This is a genomic window from Allobosea spartocytisi, assembly GCF_014764685.1.
Lineage (GTDB): Bacteria > Pseudomonadota > Alphaproteobacteria > Rhizobiales > Beijerinckiaceae > Allobosea > Allobosea spartocytisi.
This window is the reverse complement of record NZ_JACXWY010000006.1, coordinates 1-15,295: the sequence shown is the minus strand read 5'-3', so window position 1 is coordinate 15,295 and position 15,295 is coordinate 1. Positions and strand designations below refer to the sequence as shown.

General features: G+C 64.9%; 12 protein-coding genes and 1 tRNA gene. All 13 read right to left on the bottom strand.

The genetic code is table 11. The annotated features are described in order from the left end of the window. Window positions 1-410: 410 nt before the first annotated feature. Window positions 411-4,595: a DNA-directed RNA polymerase subunit beta' gene (gene rpoC / locus IED13_RS11455; protein WP_038358283.1), complete on the bottom strand. Its 4,185-nt coding sequence runs from the start codon at window positions 4,593-4,595 to the stop codon at window positions 411-413. A gap of 110 nt (window positions 4,596-4,705) precedes the next feature. Beyond that, complete coding sequence (gene rpoB / locus IED13_RS11450) at window positions 4,706-8,827, bottom strand: DNA-directed RNA polymerase subunit beta (RefSeq protein WP_038358281.1); 4,122 nt, start codon at window positions 8,825-8,827, stop codon at window positions 4,706-4,708. Between the two features lie 371 nt (window positions 8,828-9,198). Continuing rightward, window positions 9,199-9,579 (bottom strand): 50S ribosomal protein L7/L12, encoded by a 381-nt coding sequence (rplL, locus tag IED13_RS11445; RefSeq protein WP_038358279.1) that lies wholly within the window; start codon window positions 9,577-9,579, stop codon window positions 9,199-9,201. Between the two features lie 48 nt (window positions 9,580-9,627). Beyond that, window positions 9,628-10,143 carry a 50S ribosomal protein L10 gene (gene rplJ / locus IED13_RS11440; protein WP_038358277.1) on the bottom strand — a complete coding sequence of 172 codons (516 nt, stop codon included), beginning with the start codon at window positions 10,141-10,143 and terminating at the stop codon, window positions 9,628-9,630. 514 nt (window positions 10,144-10,657) lie between these two features. Next, the gene (rplA, locus tag IED13_RS11435; protein ID WP_113255139.1) at window positions 10,658-11,356 is read right to left on the bottom strand and encodes a 50S ribosomal protein L1; all 699 of its coding nucleotides are present in this window, start codon (window positions 11,354-11,356) and stop codon (window positions 10,658-10,660) included. A gap of 13 nt (window positions 11,357-11,369) precedes the next feature. Further along, window positions 11,370-11,801: a 50S ribosomal protein L11 gene (gene rplK, locus IED13_RS11430; RefSeq protein ID WP_038358273.1), complete on the bottom strand. Its 432-nt coding sequence runs from the start codon at window positions 11,799-11,801 to the stop codon at window positions 11,370-11,372. Between the two features lie 156 nt (window positions 11,802-11,957). Further along, window positions 11,958-12,389, bottom strand: coding sequence for a ribbon-helix-helix domain-containing protein (locus IED13_RS11425; protein WP_191124250.1), 432 nt, complete (start codon window positions 12,387-12,389; stop codon window positions 11,958-11,960). Between the two features lie 85 nt (window positions 12,390-12,474). Continuing rightward, window positions 12,475-13,077, bottom strand: coding sequence for a DJ-1/PfpI family protein (locus tag IED13_RS11420; RefSeq protein ID WP_191124249.1), 603 nt, complete (start codon window positions 13,075-13,077; stop codon window positions 12,475-12,477). Between the two features lie 100 nt (window positions 13,078-13,177). Next, window positions 13,178-13,711: a transcription termination/antitermination protein NusG gene (gene nusG / locus IED13_RS11415; protein ID WP_038358269.1), complete on the bottom strand. Its 534-nt coding sequence runs from the start codon at window positions 13,709-13,711 to the stop codon at window positions 13,178-13,180. A gap of 14 nt (window positions 13,712-13,725) precedes the next feature. Further along, a complete protein-coding gene (gene secE / locus IED13_RS11410; protein WP_038358268.1) occupies window positions 13,726-13,920 on the bottom strand; it encodes a preprotein translocase subunit SecE in 195 nt (64 codons plus the stop codon). A gap of 165 nt (window positions 13,921-14,085) precedes the next feature. Beyond that, on the bottom strand, window positions 14,086-14,817 hold the full coding sequence (locus tag IED13_RS11405; protein ID WP_191124248.1) for a class I SAM-dependent methyltransferase: 732 nt from the start codon (window positions 14,815-14,817) through the stop codon (window positions 14,086-14,088). A gap of 52 nt (window positions 14,818-14,869) precedes the next feature. Then, window positions 14,870-14,945: transfer RNA gene (locus IED13_RS11400), tRNA-Trp, on the bottom strand. Window positions 14,946-15,154: 209 nt separating this feature from the next. Beyond that, the coding region (locus IED13_RS11395) for an EF-Tu C-terminal domain-related protein (RefSeq protein WP_449727644.1) at window positions 15,155-15,295 on the bottom strand (141 nt) is incomplete at its 5' end.

The following is a 15,295-nucleotide window of genomic DNA, read 5'->3' as shown; positions in this document are numbered from 1 at the left end:
TTGGAAATTCCTGGTCAATCTCCCAGGTCGAGCAAAGCCATGGCATAAACGAAGCCGCGCCATCGGCGCCCTTTCAGGGGCCTCAGGCGCGTTCGCCAGCAGAGGAACACGGAAACTCCGCGTTCATGCATCTCGCCATGTCGTCATTCGACGCTGGAATTCCGACGGAGTTTCGGTCGCGAAACTCGCTTGCAAACAAAGAGGCAAGCGACAAACGTGTCCGACAACCGTCGACAGTGGCGCGCTTATGACTCGAACAGAGATTCGCGTCAACCCCGAAACCGCCGAAAAGGCTGGGGTTTTGCGGGGTTCAGGCCACTTGGCCCCTCGCCTGCCCTTTCACGAAACAAAAAGGCCGCCCGGGAGGGGCGGCCTTTCCGATGATTGCCGGTCTTCGCCGGTGGCTGAGCTTACTCGGCCGCCGGCAGCACCGCAGCGGCCTGGGCCGCGGCCTTGGCAGCCGCATCGGCCTTCTGGCCGACGATGAGGTCGTCGCGGCGCGTGGCCACCTGCTTGATGCGGGCGACCTGGGCGCCGGTGCCGGCCGGGATGAGCGAGCCGACGATGACGTTCTCCTTGAGGCCCTCGAGCATGTCCGACTTGCCGTTGACCGCCGCCTCGGTGAGGACGCGGGTGGTCTCCTGGAAGGACGCCGCCGAGATGAAGGAGCGGGTCTGCAGCGAGGCCTTGGTGATGCCGAGCAGGACCGGCACGCCGGAAGCCGGCTTCTTGCCCTCCTCGCGCATCTTCGCGTTGATCTCCTCGAGCTCGACGCGGTCGACCTGGTCGCCGGTCAGGATGTCGGTATCGCCCGACTCCGTGATCTCGACCTTCTGCAGCATCTGACGGACGATGACCTCGATGTGCTTGTCGTTGATGCCGACGCCCTGGAGGCGATAGACCTCCTGGATCTCGTTCACCAGATAAGCCGCCAGCTCCTCGACGCCCTTGATCGCCAGGATGTCGTGCGGGGCCGGGTTGCCGTCGAGGATGTAGTCGCCGACTTCCACGACGTCGCCGTCCTGGAGGTGGATGTGCTTGCCCTTCGGGATCAGGTACTCGACCCCGTCGGAACCGTCATGCGGCGTCAGCGTCACGCGGCGCTTGTTCTTGTAGTCCTTGCCGAAGCCGATCACGCCCGACTTCTCGGCAATGATCGCCGCGTCCTTCGGACGACGCGCCTCGAACAGCTCCGCCACGCGCGGCAGACCACCGGTGATGTCGCGGGTCTTGGCCGAGTCGGTCGAGACACGCGCCAGCACGTCGCCGGCCTTGATCGAGTGGCCAGGCTCCACCGAGATGATGCCGTCGACAGGCAGGATGTAGCGGGCATCGCCACCACGGGCGAGCTTCGCGATCTTGCCGTCAGGCCCCGTGATGGTCATCGCGGGCTTGAGGTCGGCCGTACGGGCCGAGCCACGCCAGTCGATGACGACACGCTTGGAGATGCCGGTCGCCTCGTCGGTCGTCTCGGTCATCGACATGCCGTCCACGAGATCCTCGTAGCCGACCTTGCCGTCGACCTCCGCCAGGATCGGGCGGGAATAGGGATCCCACTCGATCAGGCGCTGGCCGCGCTTGACCTTGTCGCCCTCGTCGACCCGCAGCTTCGAGCCGAACTGGACACGGTGCACCGCACGCTCGGCGCCATCAGGCCCGACGATCACGATGGCGATGTTGCGCGCCATGGCGATGAGGTCGCCGTCCGAGTTCCGCGCGACGTTGCGGTTGCGCATCTTGACCGTGCCTTCGAAGTTCGACTCGACGAAGGACTGGTCGGCGATGGTGGCCGCGCCGCCGATGTGGAAGGTACGCATGGTGAGCTGCGTGCCCGGCTCGCCGATCGACTGCGCCGCGATGACGCCGACGGCCTCACCCATGTTGACGGGCGTGCCGCGGGCGAGGTCGCGCCCATAGCAGGTCGCGCAGACGCCGTTCTTGGTCGCGCAGGTGAGAACCGAGCGGATCTTCACCTCCTGGACGCCGGCGGCGTTGATCTTCTCGATATGGCTCTCCTCGATCATCGTGCCCTTCGGCACGAGGACGTTGCCGTCGATATCGGTCACGTCCTCGGCCGCCGAGCGACCCAGGATGCGCACGCCGAGCGAAGCCACGACCTGGCCGGCATCGACGATGGCGCGCATCTTGATGCCGTTGTCGGAGCCGCAATCGACCTCGGAGATGATCGCGTCCTGCGCCACGTCGACGAGACGGCGGGTGAGATAGCCGGAGTTGGCCGTCTTGAGCGCCGTGTCGGCGAGGCCCTTACGGGCGCCGTGGGTCGAGTTGAAGTACTCGAGAACGTCGAGGCCTTCCTTGAAGTTCGAGATAATCGGGCTCTCGATGATCTCGCCCGACGGCTTGGCCATCAGGCCGCGCATGGCGGCGAGCTGGCGCATCTGCGCCGGCGAACCGCGGGCACCCGAGTGCGACATCATGTAGATCGAGTTGATCTGCTTGTCGCGGCCGGTCTCGTCCTTCTGGACGGTCGAGATGCGGGCCATCATCTCCTGGGCGAGCTTGTCGGAGCACTTCGCCCAGGCGTCGACGACCTTGTTGTACTTCTCGCCCTGCGTGATCAGGCCGTCCTGGTACTGCTGCTCGTAATCCTTGGCGAGCGCGCGGGTGGTGTCGACGATCTGCCACTTGTTCTCCGGCACGACCATGTCGTCCTTGCCGAAGGAGATGCCGGCCTTGAAGGCGTGCTTGAAGCCGAGCCCCATGACGCGGTCGCAGAAGATCACCGATTCCTTCTGACCGCAGCCGCGATACACGGCGTCGATCATTCCGGAGATCTCCTTCTTCGTCATCAGCTTGTTGACGACGTCGAAGGACACGGCCGGGTGCTCCGGCAGCGCGGTCGAGAGGATCACGCGTCCCGGCGTGGTGTCGTAGATCTTCGTGTACGGCTTGCCGTCATGGCCGACGCCGGTCCAGCGATATTTGATCTTCGAATGCAGCGTCACGACCTTCTCGTGCAGCGCGTATTCGAGCTCACCGAAATCGCCGAAGATCTTGCCCTGGCCCGGCTCGCCGTCCGAGATGATCGAGAGGTAGTAGAGGCCGAGCACGATGTCCTGCGACGGCACGATGATCGGCTGGCCGTTCGCCGGGTGCAGGATGTTGTTGGTCGACATCATCAGCACGCGCGCTTCCAGCTGCGCCTCAAGCGACAGCGGGACGTGCACGGCCATCTGGTCGCCGTCGAAGTCCGCGTTGAAGGCGGCGCAAACCAGCGGGTGGAGCTGGATCGCCTTGCCCTCGATCAGCACCGGCTCGAAGGCCTGGATGCCGAGGCGGTGGAGCGTCGGCGCGCGGTTCAGCATCACCGGATGCTCGCGGATGACCTCGTCCAGGATATCCCAGACTTCCGGCTTCTCCTTCTCGACGAGCTTCTTGGCCTGCTTGACCGTGGTCGAGTAGCCCTTGGCGTCGAGGCGCGCATAGATGAACGGCTTGAACAGCTCGAGCGCCATCTTCTTCGGCAGGCCGCACTGGTGCAGCTTCATCTCCGGACCGACGACGATGACCGAGCGGCCGGAATAGTCGACGCGCTTGCCGAGCAGGTTCTGGCGGAAGCGGCCCTGCTTGCCCTTCAGCATGTCGGCGAGCGACTTCAGCGGGCGCTTGTTGGCACCCGTGATGACGCGGCCGCGGCGGCCGTTGTCGAACAGGGCATCGACGGACTCCTGCAGCATCCGCTTCTCGTTGCGGATGATGATGTCCGGCGCGCGCAGCTCGATGAGGCGCTTCAGGCGGTTGTTGCGGTTGATGACGCGGCGATAGAGGTCGTTCAGGTCCGAGGTCGCGAAGCGGCCGCCATCGAGCGGAACGAGCGGACGCAGATCCGGCGGGATGACCGGAATCTGGGTCATCACCATCCATTCCGGCTTGTTGCCCGATTCCTGGAAGGCCTCGATGATCTTGAGGCGCTTCATCAGCTTCTTGGGCTTCAGCTCGGACGTCGTCGTCGCGATCTCATGCTTGAGATCGGCGTTGATCTGGTCGAGATCGAGCGCGCGCAGCATCTCGCGGATGGCTTCCGCGCCGATCATGGCGGTGAAGGTGTCCGCGCCGTACTCCTCCTGGCAGCGGACATACTCCTCCTCCGACAGCAGCTGGCGGTCCTTGAGCGGGGTCAGGCCCGGCTCGATGACGACGTAGCTTTCGAAGTAGAGGATGCGCTCGAGGTCCTTGAGCGGCATATCCATCAGGAGGCCGATGCGCGAGGGCAGCGACTTCAGGAACCAGATATGCGCGACGGGAGCGGCGAGCTCGATATGGCCCATTCGCTCGCGCCGGACGCGGGCGAGCGTGACTTCGACGCCGCACTTCTCGCAGATGACGCCCTTGAACTTCATGCGCTTGTACTTGCCGCACAGGCACTCGTAGTCCTTGATCGGCCCGAAGATGCGCGCGCAGAACAGGCCGTCACGCTCCGGCTTGAACGTGCGGTAGTTGATCGTCTCGGGCTTTTTGATTTCGCCATACGACCAGGACAGGATCTTCTCCGGGCTCGCGATCGAGATCTTGATCGCGTCGAAGGCCTGCTGGACCGGCTGCTGGCCGAAAAGGTTCATGACCTCTTGCTTCATCGCCTGTCTCCTTCGGCCGGTGGGGGCTTAAGGGCCACCCTGCCCGGCTCGTCAATTCCGTAGGCCGGCGGCGTGAGTGCCGCCGGCAATGTTCAAGGCTCGGTCGCGGCTTATTCGGCCGCTTCGGCGGGCGGCAACTCGCCCGGCTTCACCTTGTTGTTGATCAGCTCGACGTTGAGGCCGAGCGAGCGCATCTCCTTGACGAGAACGTTGAAGCTCTCGGGGATGCCCGCTTCGAAGTTGTCCTCGCCGCGCACGATCGACTCGTAGACCTTGGTGCGGCCCGCGACGTCGTCCGACTTCACCGTCAGCATTTCCTGCAGGGTGTAGGCGGCGCCGTAGGCTTCGAGCGCCCAGACCTCCATTTCGCCGAAGCGCTGGCCGCCGAACTGCGCCTTGCCGCCCAGCGGCTGCTGGGTGACGAGCGAGTACGGACCGATCGAACGCGCGTGGATCTTGTCGTCGACCAGGTGGTGCAGCTTGAGCATGTAGATGTAGCCCATCGTCACCTTGCGGTCGAAAGGCTCACCCGTGCGGCCGTCATAGAGGGTCGACTGACCCGACGAGTGCAGACCAGCCTGCTCCAGGAGCCGCTCGATATCGGCCTCCTTGGCGCCATTGAACACCGGCGTCGCCACCGGCACGCCGCGGCGCAGGTTCTGGCCCATCTCGACGAGCTCGTTCTCGTCCATCGAGGCGATGATCTCGTTATCCTCGTAGACGGCGTCGAACTGAGCCTTCAGCGCCTTGAAGTCGCTCGTCTTCTTGTAGGCGTCGAGCGCCTTGCCGATCTGCTTGCCGAGACCAGCGGCCGCCCAGCCCAGATGGGTCTCAAGGATCTGACCGACGTTCATGCGCGAGGGCACGCCCAGCGGGTTCAGCACGATGTCGGCATGGGTGCCGTCCTCGAGGAACGGCATGTCCTCCACCGGCACGATGCGCGAGACCACGCCCTTGTTGCCGTGACGGCCGGCCATCTTGTCGCCCGGCTGGATCTTGCGCTTCACCGCGACGAAGACCTTGACCATCTTCATCACGCCCGGAGGCAGCTCGTCGCCGCGCTGCAGCTTCTCGACCTTGTCGAGGAAGCGCTGCTCAAGGCGCTTCTTCGACTCGTCGTACTGCTTCCGCATCGCCTCGATCTCGGTCATCAGCGAGTCTTCGGCGGTGGCAAACAGCCACCATTGCGAACGCGGGAACTCGCTCATCACCTCGCGGGTGATGACCGTGTCCTTCTTGAAGCCCTTCGGACCGGCCAGGCCGGTCTTGCCGGTCAGGATCTCGGCCAGACGCGCGAAGGTGTTGCGGTCCAGGATCGCCTGCTCGTCGTCGCGGTCCTTGGCGAGACGCTCGATCTCCTCGCGCTCGATCGCCTGGGCGCGCTCATCCTTGTCGACGCCGTGGCGGTTGAACACGCGCACCTCGACGATCGTGCCCTGCACGCCCGGGGGAACGCGCAGCGAGGTGTCGCGAACGTCCGAGGCCTTCTCGCCGAAGATGGCGCGCAGCAGCTTCTCTTCCGGCGTCATCGGGCTTTCGCCCTTCGGCGTGATCTTGCCGACGAGGATGTCGCCCGCCGCCACTTCCGCGCCGATATAGACGATGCCGGCTTCGTCGAGGTTCTTCAGCGCCTCTTCCGAAACGTTCGGAATGTCGCGCGTGATCTCCTCCGGGCCGAGCTTGGTATCGCGGGCCATGACCTCGAACTCCTCGATATGGATCGAGGTGAAGATGTCCTGGGAGACGATGTTCTCGGAGAGAAGGATCGAGTCCTCGAAGTTGTAGCCGTTCCACGGCATGAACGCGACGAGCACGTTGCGGCCGAGCGCGAGCTCGCCGAACTCGGTCGACGGGCCGTCGGCGACGATGTCGCCCTTCTTGACGACGTCGCCGACGCGCACCAGCGGACGCTGCGTGATGCAGGTCGACTGGTTCGAGCGCTGGAACTTCTGCAGCCGGTAGATGTCGACGCCGGGCTTGGTCGGGTCCATCTCGTCGGAAGCGCGGATGACGATACGGGTCGCGTCGACCTGGTCGACGACGCCGGAACGGCGGGCCGCGATCGCGGCGCCCGAGTCACGGGCGACGACCGCTTCCATGCCGGTGCCGACGAAAGGCGCGTCGGCGCGAACCAGCGGCACCGCCTGGCGCTGCATGTTCGAGCCCATCAGCGCGCGGTTCGCGTCGTCGTTCTCGAGGAACGGAATCAGCGCCGCGGCGACCGAAACGAGCTGCTTCGGCGACACGTCCTGGAAGTCGACCTTGTCGACCGGCGTGACGATGACCTCGCCGGCGCGGCGGCAGACGATCAGATCGTCGGTCAGGCGGCCTTCCTTGTCGACGGCGGCATTGGCCTGGGCGACGTTGTACTTCGCCTCTTCCATCGCCGAGAGATAGATCACCTCGTCGGTGACCTTGCCGTCGCGGATGCGGCGATACGGGCTCTCGATGAAGCCGTACTTGTTCACCCGCGCGAAGGTCGCGAGCGAGTTGATCAGACCGATATTCGGGCCTTCCGGCGTCTCGATCGGGCAGATGCGGCCGTAATGCGTCGGATGCACGTCGCGCACCTCGAAGCCGGCGCGCTCGCGGGTCAGACCGCCCGGGCCCAGCGCCGAAAGACGACGCTTATGCGTGACTTCGGAGAGCGGGTTCGTCTGGTCCATGAACTGCGAGAGCTGCGAGGAGCCGAAGAACTCGCGCACGGCGGCAGCCGCCGGCTTGGCGTTGATCAGGTCCTGCGGCATGACCGTGTCGATATCGACCGAGGACATGCGCTCCTTGATGGCGCGCTCCATGCGGAGCAGGCCCAGACGGTACTGGTTCTCCATGAGCTCGCCGACCGAGCGCACGCGGCGGTTGCCGAGATGGTCGATGTCGTCGATCTCGCCCTTGCCGTCGCGCAGGTCGACCAGCGCCTTGACGACCGCGAAGATGTCCTCCTTGCGCAGGATGCGCACGGTGTCCTCGGCGTCGAGGTCGAGGCGCATGTTCATCTTGACGCGGCCGACGGCCGAGAGGTCGTAGCGCTCCGGGTCGAAGAACAGCGACTGGAACATGTTCTCAGCCGTCTCGAGGGTCGGCGGCTCGCCCGGACGCATCACGCGGTAGATGTCGAACAGGGCTTCCTCGCGGCGCGAGTTCTTGTCGACGTTCAGCGTGTTGCGGATGTAGGGACCGACCGTGATGTGGTCGATGTCCAGCACCGGGATCTCGTCATAACCGTCATCGGTGAGCTGCTTGAGCAGCTTCTCGGTGATCTCTTCGCCGGCCTCGGCATAGACCTCGCCCGTCGCCGGGTTGACCAGGTCCTCGGCGATGTACTGGGTGTACAGGTCCTCGTCCTGCGCGCGCAGGAACTTGAGGCCCTTCTCGGCGAGCTGGCGGGCAGCGCGGGCGACGAGCTTCTTGCCGGCCTCGACCACGACCTCGCCGGTGTCGGCGTCGATCAGGTCTTCGGTCGCCTTGAAGCCCTTCATGCGCTCCGCGTCGTAGGGAACGCGCCAGCCCTTGGCGTCCTTGGTGTAGGTGATGTGGTTGTAGAAGCGGCTGAGGATCTCCTCGCCGTCCATGCCGAGCGCGAACAGCAGCGAGGTGACCGGGATCTTACGCTTCCGGTCGATACGGGCGTAGACGATGTCCTTGGCGTCGAACTCGATGTCGAGCCAGGAGCCGCGATACGGGATGATGCGCGCGGCGAAGAGCAGCTTGCCCGAGGAATGGGTCTTGCCCTTGTCGTGGTCGAAGAACACGCCCGGCGAACGGTGCATCTGCGAGACGATGACGCGCTCGGTGCCGTTGACGATGAAGGTGCCGTTATCCGTCATGAGCGGCATGTCGCCCATGTAGACATCCTGCTCCTTGATGTCCTTGACGGACTTGGCCTGGGTGTCCGGGTCGATATCGAACACGATCAGGCGCAGCGTCACCTTGAGCGGCGCCGAGAAGGTCATGCCGCGCTGGCGGCACTCGTCGACGTCGTATTTCGGCGGCTCGAAGGTGTACTTCACGAACTCCAGCAGCGAGGCGCCGGAAAAATCGCCGATCGGGAAGACCGACTTGAAGACGGACTGCAATCCCTCGTCAGGCCGGCCGCCCTTGGGTTCGTCGACCATCAGGAACTGGTCGTAGGACGCCTTTTGAACCTCGATGAGGTTCGGCATCTCCGCCACTTCCTTGAGCTTGCCGAAGAACTTGCGGACGCGCCTGCGACCCTGGAGCGAATTGACCATGTTGTTCCTCGCGTTCTGTGGGCATCTTCCGGCAAGTCGCCGCCAATTTGGCGGCCACGCTCCGTAAGGTCCCAACCTCTCCGTTCAGAGCCTGTACCGCCGCCGGCCCTCGGAAGGTCCGCCATCGGTTTCGGCTCCATGGACGGCTCACCCGGCGGTCCGGCCGAGGCGGCCTCGGGCCGCCGGGTGAGCCGTTCGGCGCATCGGCGCCGACCCACATCTTCGTTCAGAGCTTCACCGCAAGGTTGCGGCTCGCTCCCGCGACAACTCCCGCGCACCAGCGCGGAAACGACGCAACAGCCCCGGAGGCGTGGAGCGCCCCGGGACTGTCTGTTTTGACTACGGTCGGACCGGCATCAGCCGGCCCAAGCTCACTTGAGCTCGACCTTGGCGCCGACGGCCTCGAGCTGCTTCTTGAGCTTCTCGGCCTCGTCCTTGGCAACGCCTTCCTTGACCGGCTTCGGAGCGCCCTCGACCAGGTCCTTGGCTTCCTTGAGGCCCAGGCCGGTGATGGCGCGGACTTCCTTGATCACCTCGATCTTCTTGTCGCCGGCGGCGGCAAGAACGACGGTGAACTCGGTCTGCTCTTCAGCAGCAGCGGCGGCAGCGCCACCGGCAGCCGGGCCAGCCGCAACGGCGACGGCAGCGGCAGCGGAAACGCCCCACTTCTCTTCGAGCAGCTTGGCGAGGTCAGCGGCCTCGAGAACGGTGAGCGACGACAGCTCGTCGACGAGCTTGGCGAGATCGGCCATGTTTAACTTCCTGTCTTAAGAGGTTCGAACGATAAGGGTTTGCTGGCTTCAAGCCGCATTCTTGTCGGCGTAAGCCTGAACCACGCGAGCCAGCTTGCCGGCGGGCGCGTTCGTGAGCTGCGCGAGCTTGGTAGCCGGGGCCTGGATAAGGCCGATAAGCTTGGCACGCAGTTCGTCGAGCGAGGGCATCGTGGCCAGGGCCTTGACACCATCGGGGTTCAGGGCGGTCTTGCCCATCGCGCCGCCCAGGATGACGAGCTTGTCGTTCTCCTTGGCGAAAGCGCTGGCGACCTTCGGCGCCGCGACCGGATCGTTGGAATAAGCGATCAGGGTGGGACCCGTCAGCAGGTTGCTGATGGACGCGACGTCGGTGCCTTCAAGAGCGATCTTGGCCAAGCGGTTCTTTGCGACCTTAACAGTGGCGCCATTGGCCTTCATCTCGCGACGAAGCTTCTGGAACTGGGCCACGGTCAAGCCCGCATAGTGGGCCACGACGACGACCGAAGTGTTCGCAAACACATCGTTCAGCGACGCGACGGCATCTTTCTTTGCCGCTTTATCCACTGGGCTCTCTCCGGTAGGCGACAAGCTTTCGAGGGCTCGCCGCCGGTTGCAAATGCCGCTCCTGGAACCCCGGTTGACACCGGCGTTCGGCAAAGCGACGCTTGATGCCCTGTCCCCGCTCCCGAGCCTCGATGGAGAGGCCGCGACCGGGCGAGATGGTTCGAACCGTCTTTCCGGATCTTGCGATCCGGGAGTAAGCTCTTGCACCGTCTATGCAGGCCTCTTGGCGAAATTATGCTCCCGGCCGAAGCCGAAACGCACCTGCAGTCTCAGACAGGACTGGATGATTCTCCCCCGGGAAATCACTCCCCCGTCTTCAAATCACCCAATTTTCAGCGGAAACCCGCCGAAAAACGCGAAACGGACCCCTTCGTGTCAAGCACGCCGGAGCCCCATCACTCATGGAAACAGGCGTGCGTATAGCGCTTTCGCCTGCTTCTGCCAAGTAGGCTCTTGACATCACGAAATCAAGAGCGGGTGGGCGACCGGAAAAACCGGCCGCCCTGATCAAGGATCAGGCGCCGACGACGGTGTTCGGCTCGACCTTGACGCCCGGGCCCATGGTCGACGAGATCGCGACGCGCTGGATATAGGTGCCCTTGGCGCCGGCCGGCTTGGCCTTGGCGACGGAGTCGACGAACGCCTTGATGTTCTCCGAGAGCTTCTCGGCCGAGAACGAGGCCTTGCCGACGGCGGCGTGGATGATGCCGGCCTTCTCGACGCGGAACTCGACCGAACCGCCCTTCGAGGCGGCGACGGCGGCGGTGACGTCCATGGTCACGGTGCCGACGCGCGGGTTCGGCATCAGGCCGCGCGGGCCGAGCACCTTACCGAGACGGCCGACGAGACCCATCATGTCCGGGGTCGCGATGCAGCGATCGAAGTTGATCTCGCCCTTCTGGACCGACTCGACCAGTTCCTCGGCGCCGACGATGTCGGCACCCGCGGCCTTGGCCTCGTCAGCCTTGGCGCCACGGGCGAAGACGGCGACGCGCAGCGTGCGGCCCGAGCCGTTGGGCAGGTTGCAGACGCCGCGGACCATCTGGTCGGCGTGACGCGGATCGACGCCGAGATTCATCGCGATCTCGACCGTCTCGTCGAACTTGGCGTTGGCACGCTCCTTGACGAAGGTGACGGCCTGATCGAGCGGGTACAGCTTGGTGCGGTCAATGCCTTCACGGCCCTTGACGACGCGCTTTCCGATATGTGCCATTGTCAGCCTCCCCTCAGCCCACGACTTCCAGGCCCATGGACCTGGCAGAGCCACGGATCATGGCCGAAGCCGATTCGACGGTGTCGCAGTTGAGATCGGCCATCTTCTTCTCGGCGATCTCGGCGATCTGCGCGGTCGTAACCTTGCCGACATTGCCGCCCTTGCCCGGAGTCTTCGAGCCCGAGGTCAGGCCGGCGGCCTTCTTCAGCCAGTACGAGACCGGCGGCTGCTTCATCTCGAAGGTGAAGGAGCGATCGGCATACGCGGTGATGATCACCGGGATCGGCATGCCCTTTTCCATCTGCTGGGTCTTCGCGTTGAAGGCCTTGCAGAATTCCATGATGTTGAGGCCGCGCTGACCGAGCGCGGGACCGATCGGCGGCGACGGATTGGCCGCGCCCGCCGGAACCTGAAGCTTCACGTAGCCCGTGATCTTCTTTGCCATGATGGCTGCTCCTGCCGTCCGCTCCGCTGCCTATCGGAACGACGACGCCCCTGCCTGCCGACGCTCTTCGCCGGGGCCGGGGTGGTTGCAGTGCGTGGTGCGGCGCCTGTGATCCGGCTGGCGACCGGCACGCCTTCCACGCGGTTAAGGCGGGGCCTATGGCACAGGCGCGCCGGAAAGGGAAGCCCCTCGCACCGCTTTGTCCGTCTCGCGCCGGACCGCCAGGTGGCGACCTTCGGCGTCGCGGCGCCGCGCCTCGCGCGCCAGGATGCTCTCGGCATCGAGGTCGCGGATCGGGATGGCCCGGTCTTGCGGCACGTCACCTTCCAGCTGAAGCGCCAGATAGCGCCCGCAGCAGACCCTGAGAAAGGATGAGAAATTCTCGACCTCTCCGCGCGTCTCGAGCAACTCCTCGTGCAACCGCGTCAACAGTTGCATCAGGGTCATGCCGTCGCGCTGGGCGATTTCTTCCAGGACGCGCCAGTAGAGATTCTCCAGCCTCACGCTGGTGGAATAGCCGCGCATCCGCACCGATTTGAGCCGCGTCTGCCACAGCCCGGCATCGGCTCCGACGAAAAGCCTGCACATGGGCGCCTCCGATCAGGTTCCCGCGAGCGGCATCATAGGCTGGCGGAGGCGAGCTCCGCCAGCCCTTGCCGGCAAGCGACGAGACTCAAGCGGCCTGACGCTGCTGGCCGTGGCTGATCGTCGTGCCGAGGACGTTGAGAAACTGCGACAGCCAGGCGGGATGGGCCGGCCAGGCAGGGGCCGAGACGAGATTGCCGTCGGTGACGGCACCATCGATATCGATGTCCGCATAGGTGCCGCCGGCAAGCTCGACCTCGGCGCGGCAGGCCGGATAGGCCGAGCAGGTGCGGCCCTTCAACACGCCCGCGCCCGCCAGGAGCTGAGCGCCATGGCAGATCGCCGCCACCGGCTTTCCGGCGGTGAAGAAGTGCCGGACCATCTCGACGACCTTGGCGTTCAGGCGCAGATATTCGGGCGCCCGTCCGCCGGGAATGACCAGCGCGTCGTAGCGGGCCGGGTCGACATCGGCGAAGCTGGCATTCAGCGCGAAGTTGTGGCCGCGCTTTTCGGAATAGGTCTGCTGGCCTTCGAAGTCGTGGATCGCGGTCGCGATCGCATCGCCAGCCTTCTTGTCCGGGCAGACCGCGTGGACGGTATGACCGACCGCAAGCAGCGCCTGGAACGGGACCATGATCTCATAGTCCTCGCCGAAATCGCCGACGATCATCAAAATGCGTTGGCCGCTCATGCTACCCTCCCCGTGTTCCCGCCTTGGTTGGCGGTCACGAGACAGAATAGCCGGAGCGGCCGTTTGCGGGTGTTATCCGGTTAACGCGCGAAGGCGCCGCTCAGAGCTTCTCGACCTGGCTGTATTCCAGCTCGACCGGCGTGGCGCGGCCGAAGATCGAGACGGCGACCTTGAGGCGGGTGCGGGCGTGATCGACATCCTCGACGACGCCGTTGAAGGAGGCAAAGGGGCCATCGGCCACCTTGACCTGCTCGCCGATCTCGAAGACCACCGTCGGCTTCGGACGCTCGATGCCCTCGGCGACCTGGCCCTTGATCCGCATCGCCTCATGCTCGGGGATCGGCATGGGCTTGGCCTTGTCGGCGCCGAGGAAGCCGGTGACCTTCGGCGTGTTCTTGATGAGGTGGTAGACCTCGTCGGTCATCTCGCACTTCACCAGCACATAGCCGGGGAAGAACTTGCGCTCGGTATCGACCTTGCGGCCGCGGCGGACCTCGACGACCTTCTCGGTCGGCACCAGCACCTCGTCGAACTTGTCGGCGAGGTTGCGCTGCGCCGCCTGGTCACGGATCGACTGGGCGACCTTGTTCTCGAAGTTGGAATAGGCGTGGACGATGTACCAGCGGGTGCTCACGTGCGTATTTCCGTTCAACGGGCGCCGAGGATGATGCCGAGGCCCCAGCGGATGATGGTGTCGGTGAAGAGGAAGAACAGGCTGGAGACGACCACCATGGCGAGCACGAGGCCCGTGGTGATCAGCGTCTCCCGGCGCGAGGGCCAGGTGACCTTGGCCGCCTCGGAACGCACGTCCTGCAGGAACTGGAAGGGATTGGATTTCGCCATGAACCACCTCGGGTTCCGAACCGGTCCGCGACCCCTGCCGCGACGCCGAATCGGCCGTCCTGAAACATTCGCGGCGCGGGACCCGGGGGGTCGCGCGCCGTCATCGACCGCCCTCTTACATCGCCTTAGGCCTTTAGCCAAGACCCTTTCGGGGCGCGGGCCGCTTCAGCTCCGCCGTGCCGCGATCAGCAGGAAGAACGGCCGCTCGCGCTCCCTGGCCCAGCTCGGTTCGGACGCGACCTGCTCCCGGCTCGGCCCCCATTCGACCAACCGATCGAGCGAAAAGCCCCCCGCCCGCAACAGGTCGAGATAGGTCGCGATCGTGCGGTGGCGTTTGACCACACCTTCCGCCAGCCAGTTGCTGACCCTCTCGCCCTCGTCGAGATAGCCGTTGACCGGCCAGCTCGCCCGCCCGTCGGCATCGACGAGCCACTCCTGCCGAACCGGCGCCGTCATGATCGGATGCTCGACCGAGCAGACCAGCGCCCCACCCGGCTTCAGCGCCGCATGCACGCGTCCGAACAGCGCGTTGAGACCGGCGATGTAATGGAAGGCGAGCGAGCTATAGGCGAGATCGAAAGCGCCGGCCGCCGGCACGAAGCTTTCTAGATCGGCCAGCTCGTAGCGAATGCGGGAATCGTCCGCCTCGCGCCGCGCCCGCGCCAGCATGTTCCCGGAAACATCGACGCCGAGGACGCTCGCAGCCCCCTCGCCCACTGCGAATCGGCAGAACCAGCCGAAGCCGCAGCCGAGATCGAGCACGCGCTTGTCCCGCAGATCCGGCAGCATGGACCGCAACACCGGCCATTCCGGCGCGCCGTCCAGCCCATGGACCGAACGCGGCAGGCGGCTATAGCCCGCAAAAAAGGTTTCGTCGTCGTAGATGTTCTGGGTCATGGCGCTCGAAGAACCGCTTTGCGGTTTGCGCTGCAGCCGCCCGAAAAGCGACTGGCAGGGGCGGTAGGGCTCGAACCTACGACAACCGGTTTTGGAGACCGGTACTCTACCAACTGAGCTACACCCCTGTAGTCGGGCGATCCTTTGCCTCAAGGCGCGGAGGTTTTCAAGTCGAAAACGCAGCCGGCTTCAACACATCTCCGCAATAACGAAAAGGGCGGCGTTTCCGCCGCCCTTCTCAAAGCTTGTCGACCGAAATCCCGATCAGGCGATGATCGAGGCGACGACGCCGGCGCCGCAAAGTCTGCGGTTTACGCGGACGTCATCGTTGCTTCGATCAAGCGATGATCGAAGCAACCACGCCGGCGCCGACGGTACGACCGCCTTCGCGGATGGCGAAGCGCAGCTTCTCTTCCATCGCGATCGGGGCGATCAGCGTCACCTCCATCGAGATGTTGTCGCCCGGCATCACCATCTC

Excerpts from the sequence above, each read along its gene's own strand:
- rpoB (WP_038358281.1), bottom strand. The coding sequence starts at position 8,827 with ATGGTCAATTCGCTCCAGGGTCGCAGGCGCGTCCGCAAGTTCTTCGGC.
- IED13_RS11425 (WP_191124250.1), bottom strand. The coding sequence starts at position 12,389 with ATGTGCAGGCTTTTCGTCGGAGCCGATGCCGGGCTGTGGCAGACGCGG.
- rplK (WP_038358273.1), bottom strand. The coding sequence starts at position 11,801 with ATGGCAAAGAAGATCACGGGCTACGTGAAGCTTCAGGTTCCGGCGGGC.
- rpoC (WP_038358283.1), bottom strand. The coding sequence starts at position 4,595 with ATGAAGCAAGAGGTCATGAACCTTTTCGGCCAGCAGCCGGTCCAGCAG.
- secE (WP_038358268.1), bottom strand. The coding sequence starts at position 13,920 with ATGGCGAAATCCAATCCCTTCCAGTTCCTGCAGGACGTGCGTTCCGAG.
- IED13_RS11405 (WP_191124248.1), bottom strand. The coding sequence starts at position 14,817 with ATGACCCAGAACATCTACGACGACGAAACCTTTTTTGCGGGCTATAGC.
- rplA (WP_113255139.1), bottom strand. The coding sequence starts at position 11,356 with ATGGCACATATCGGAAAGCGCGTCGTCAAGGGCCGTGAAGGCATTGAC.
- rplL (WP_038358279.1), bottom strand. The coding sequence starts at position 9,579 with ATGGCCGATCTCGCCAAGCTCGTCGACGAGCTGTCGTCGCTCACCGTT.
- IED13_RS11420 (WP_191124249.1), bottom strand. The coding sequence starts at position 13,077 with ATGAGCGGCCAACGCATTTTGATGATCGTCGGCGATTTCGGCGAGGAC.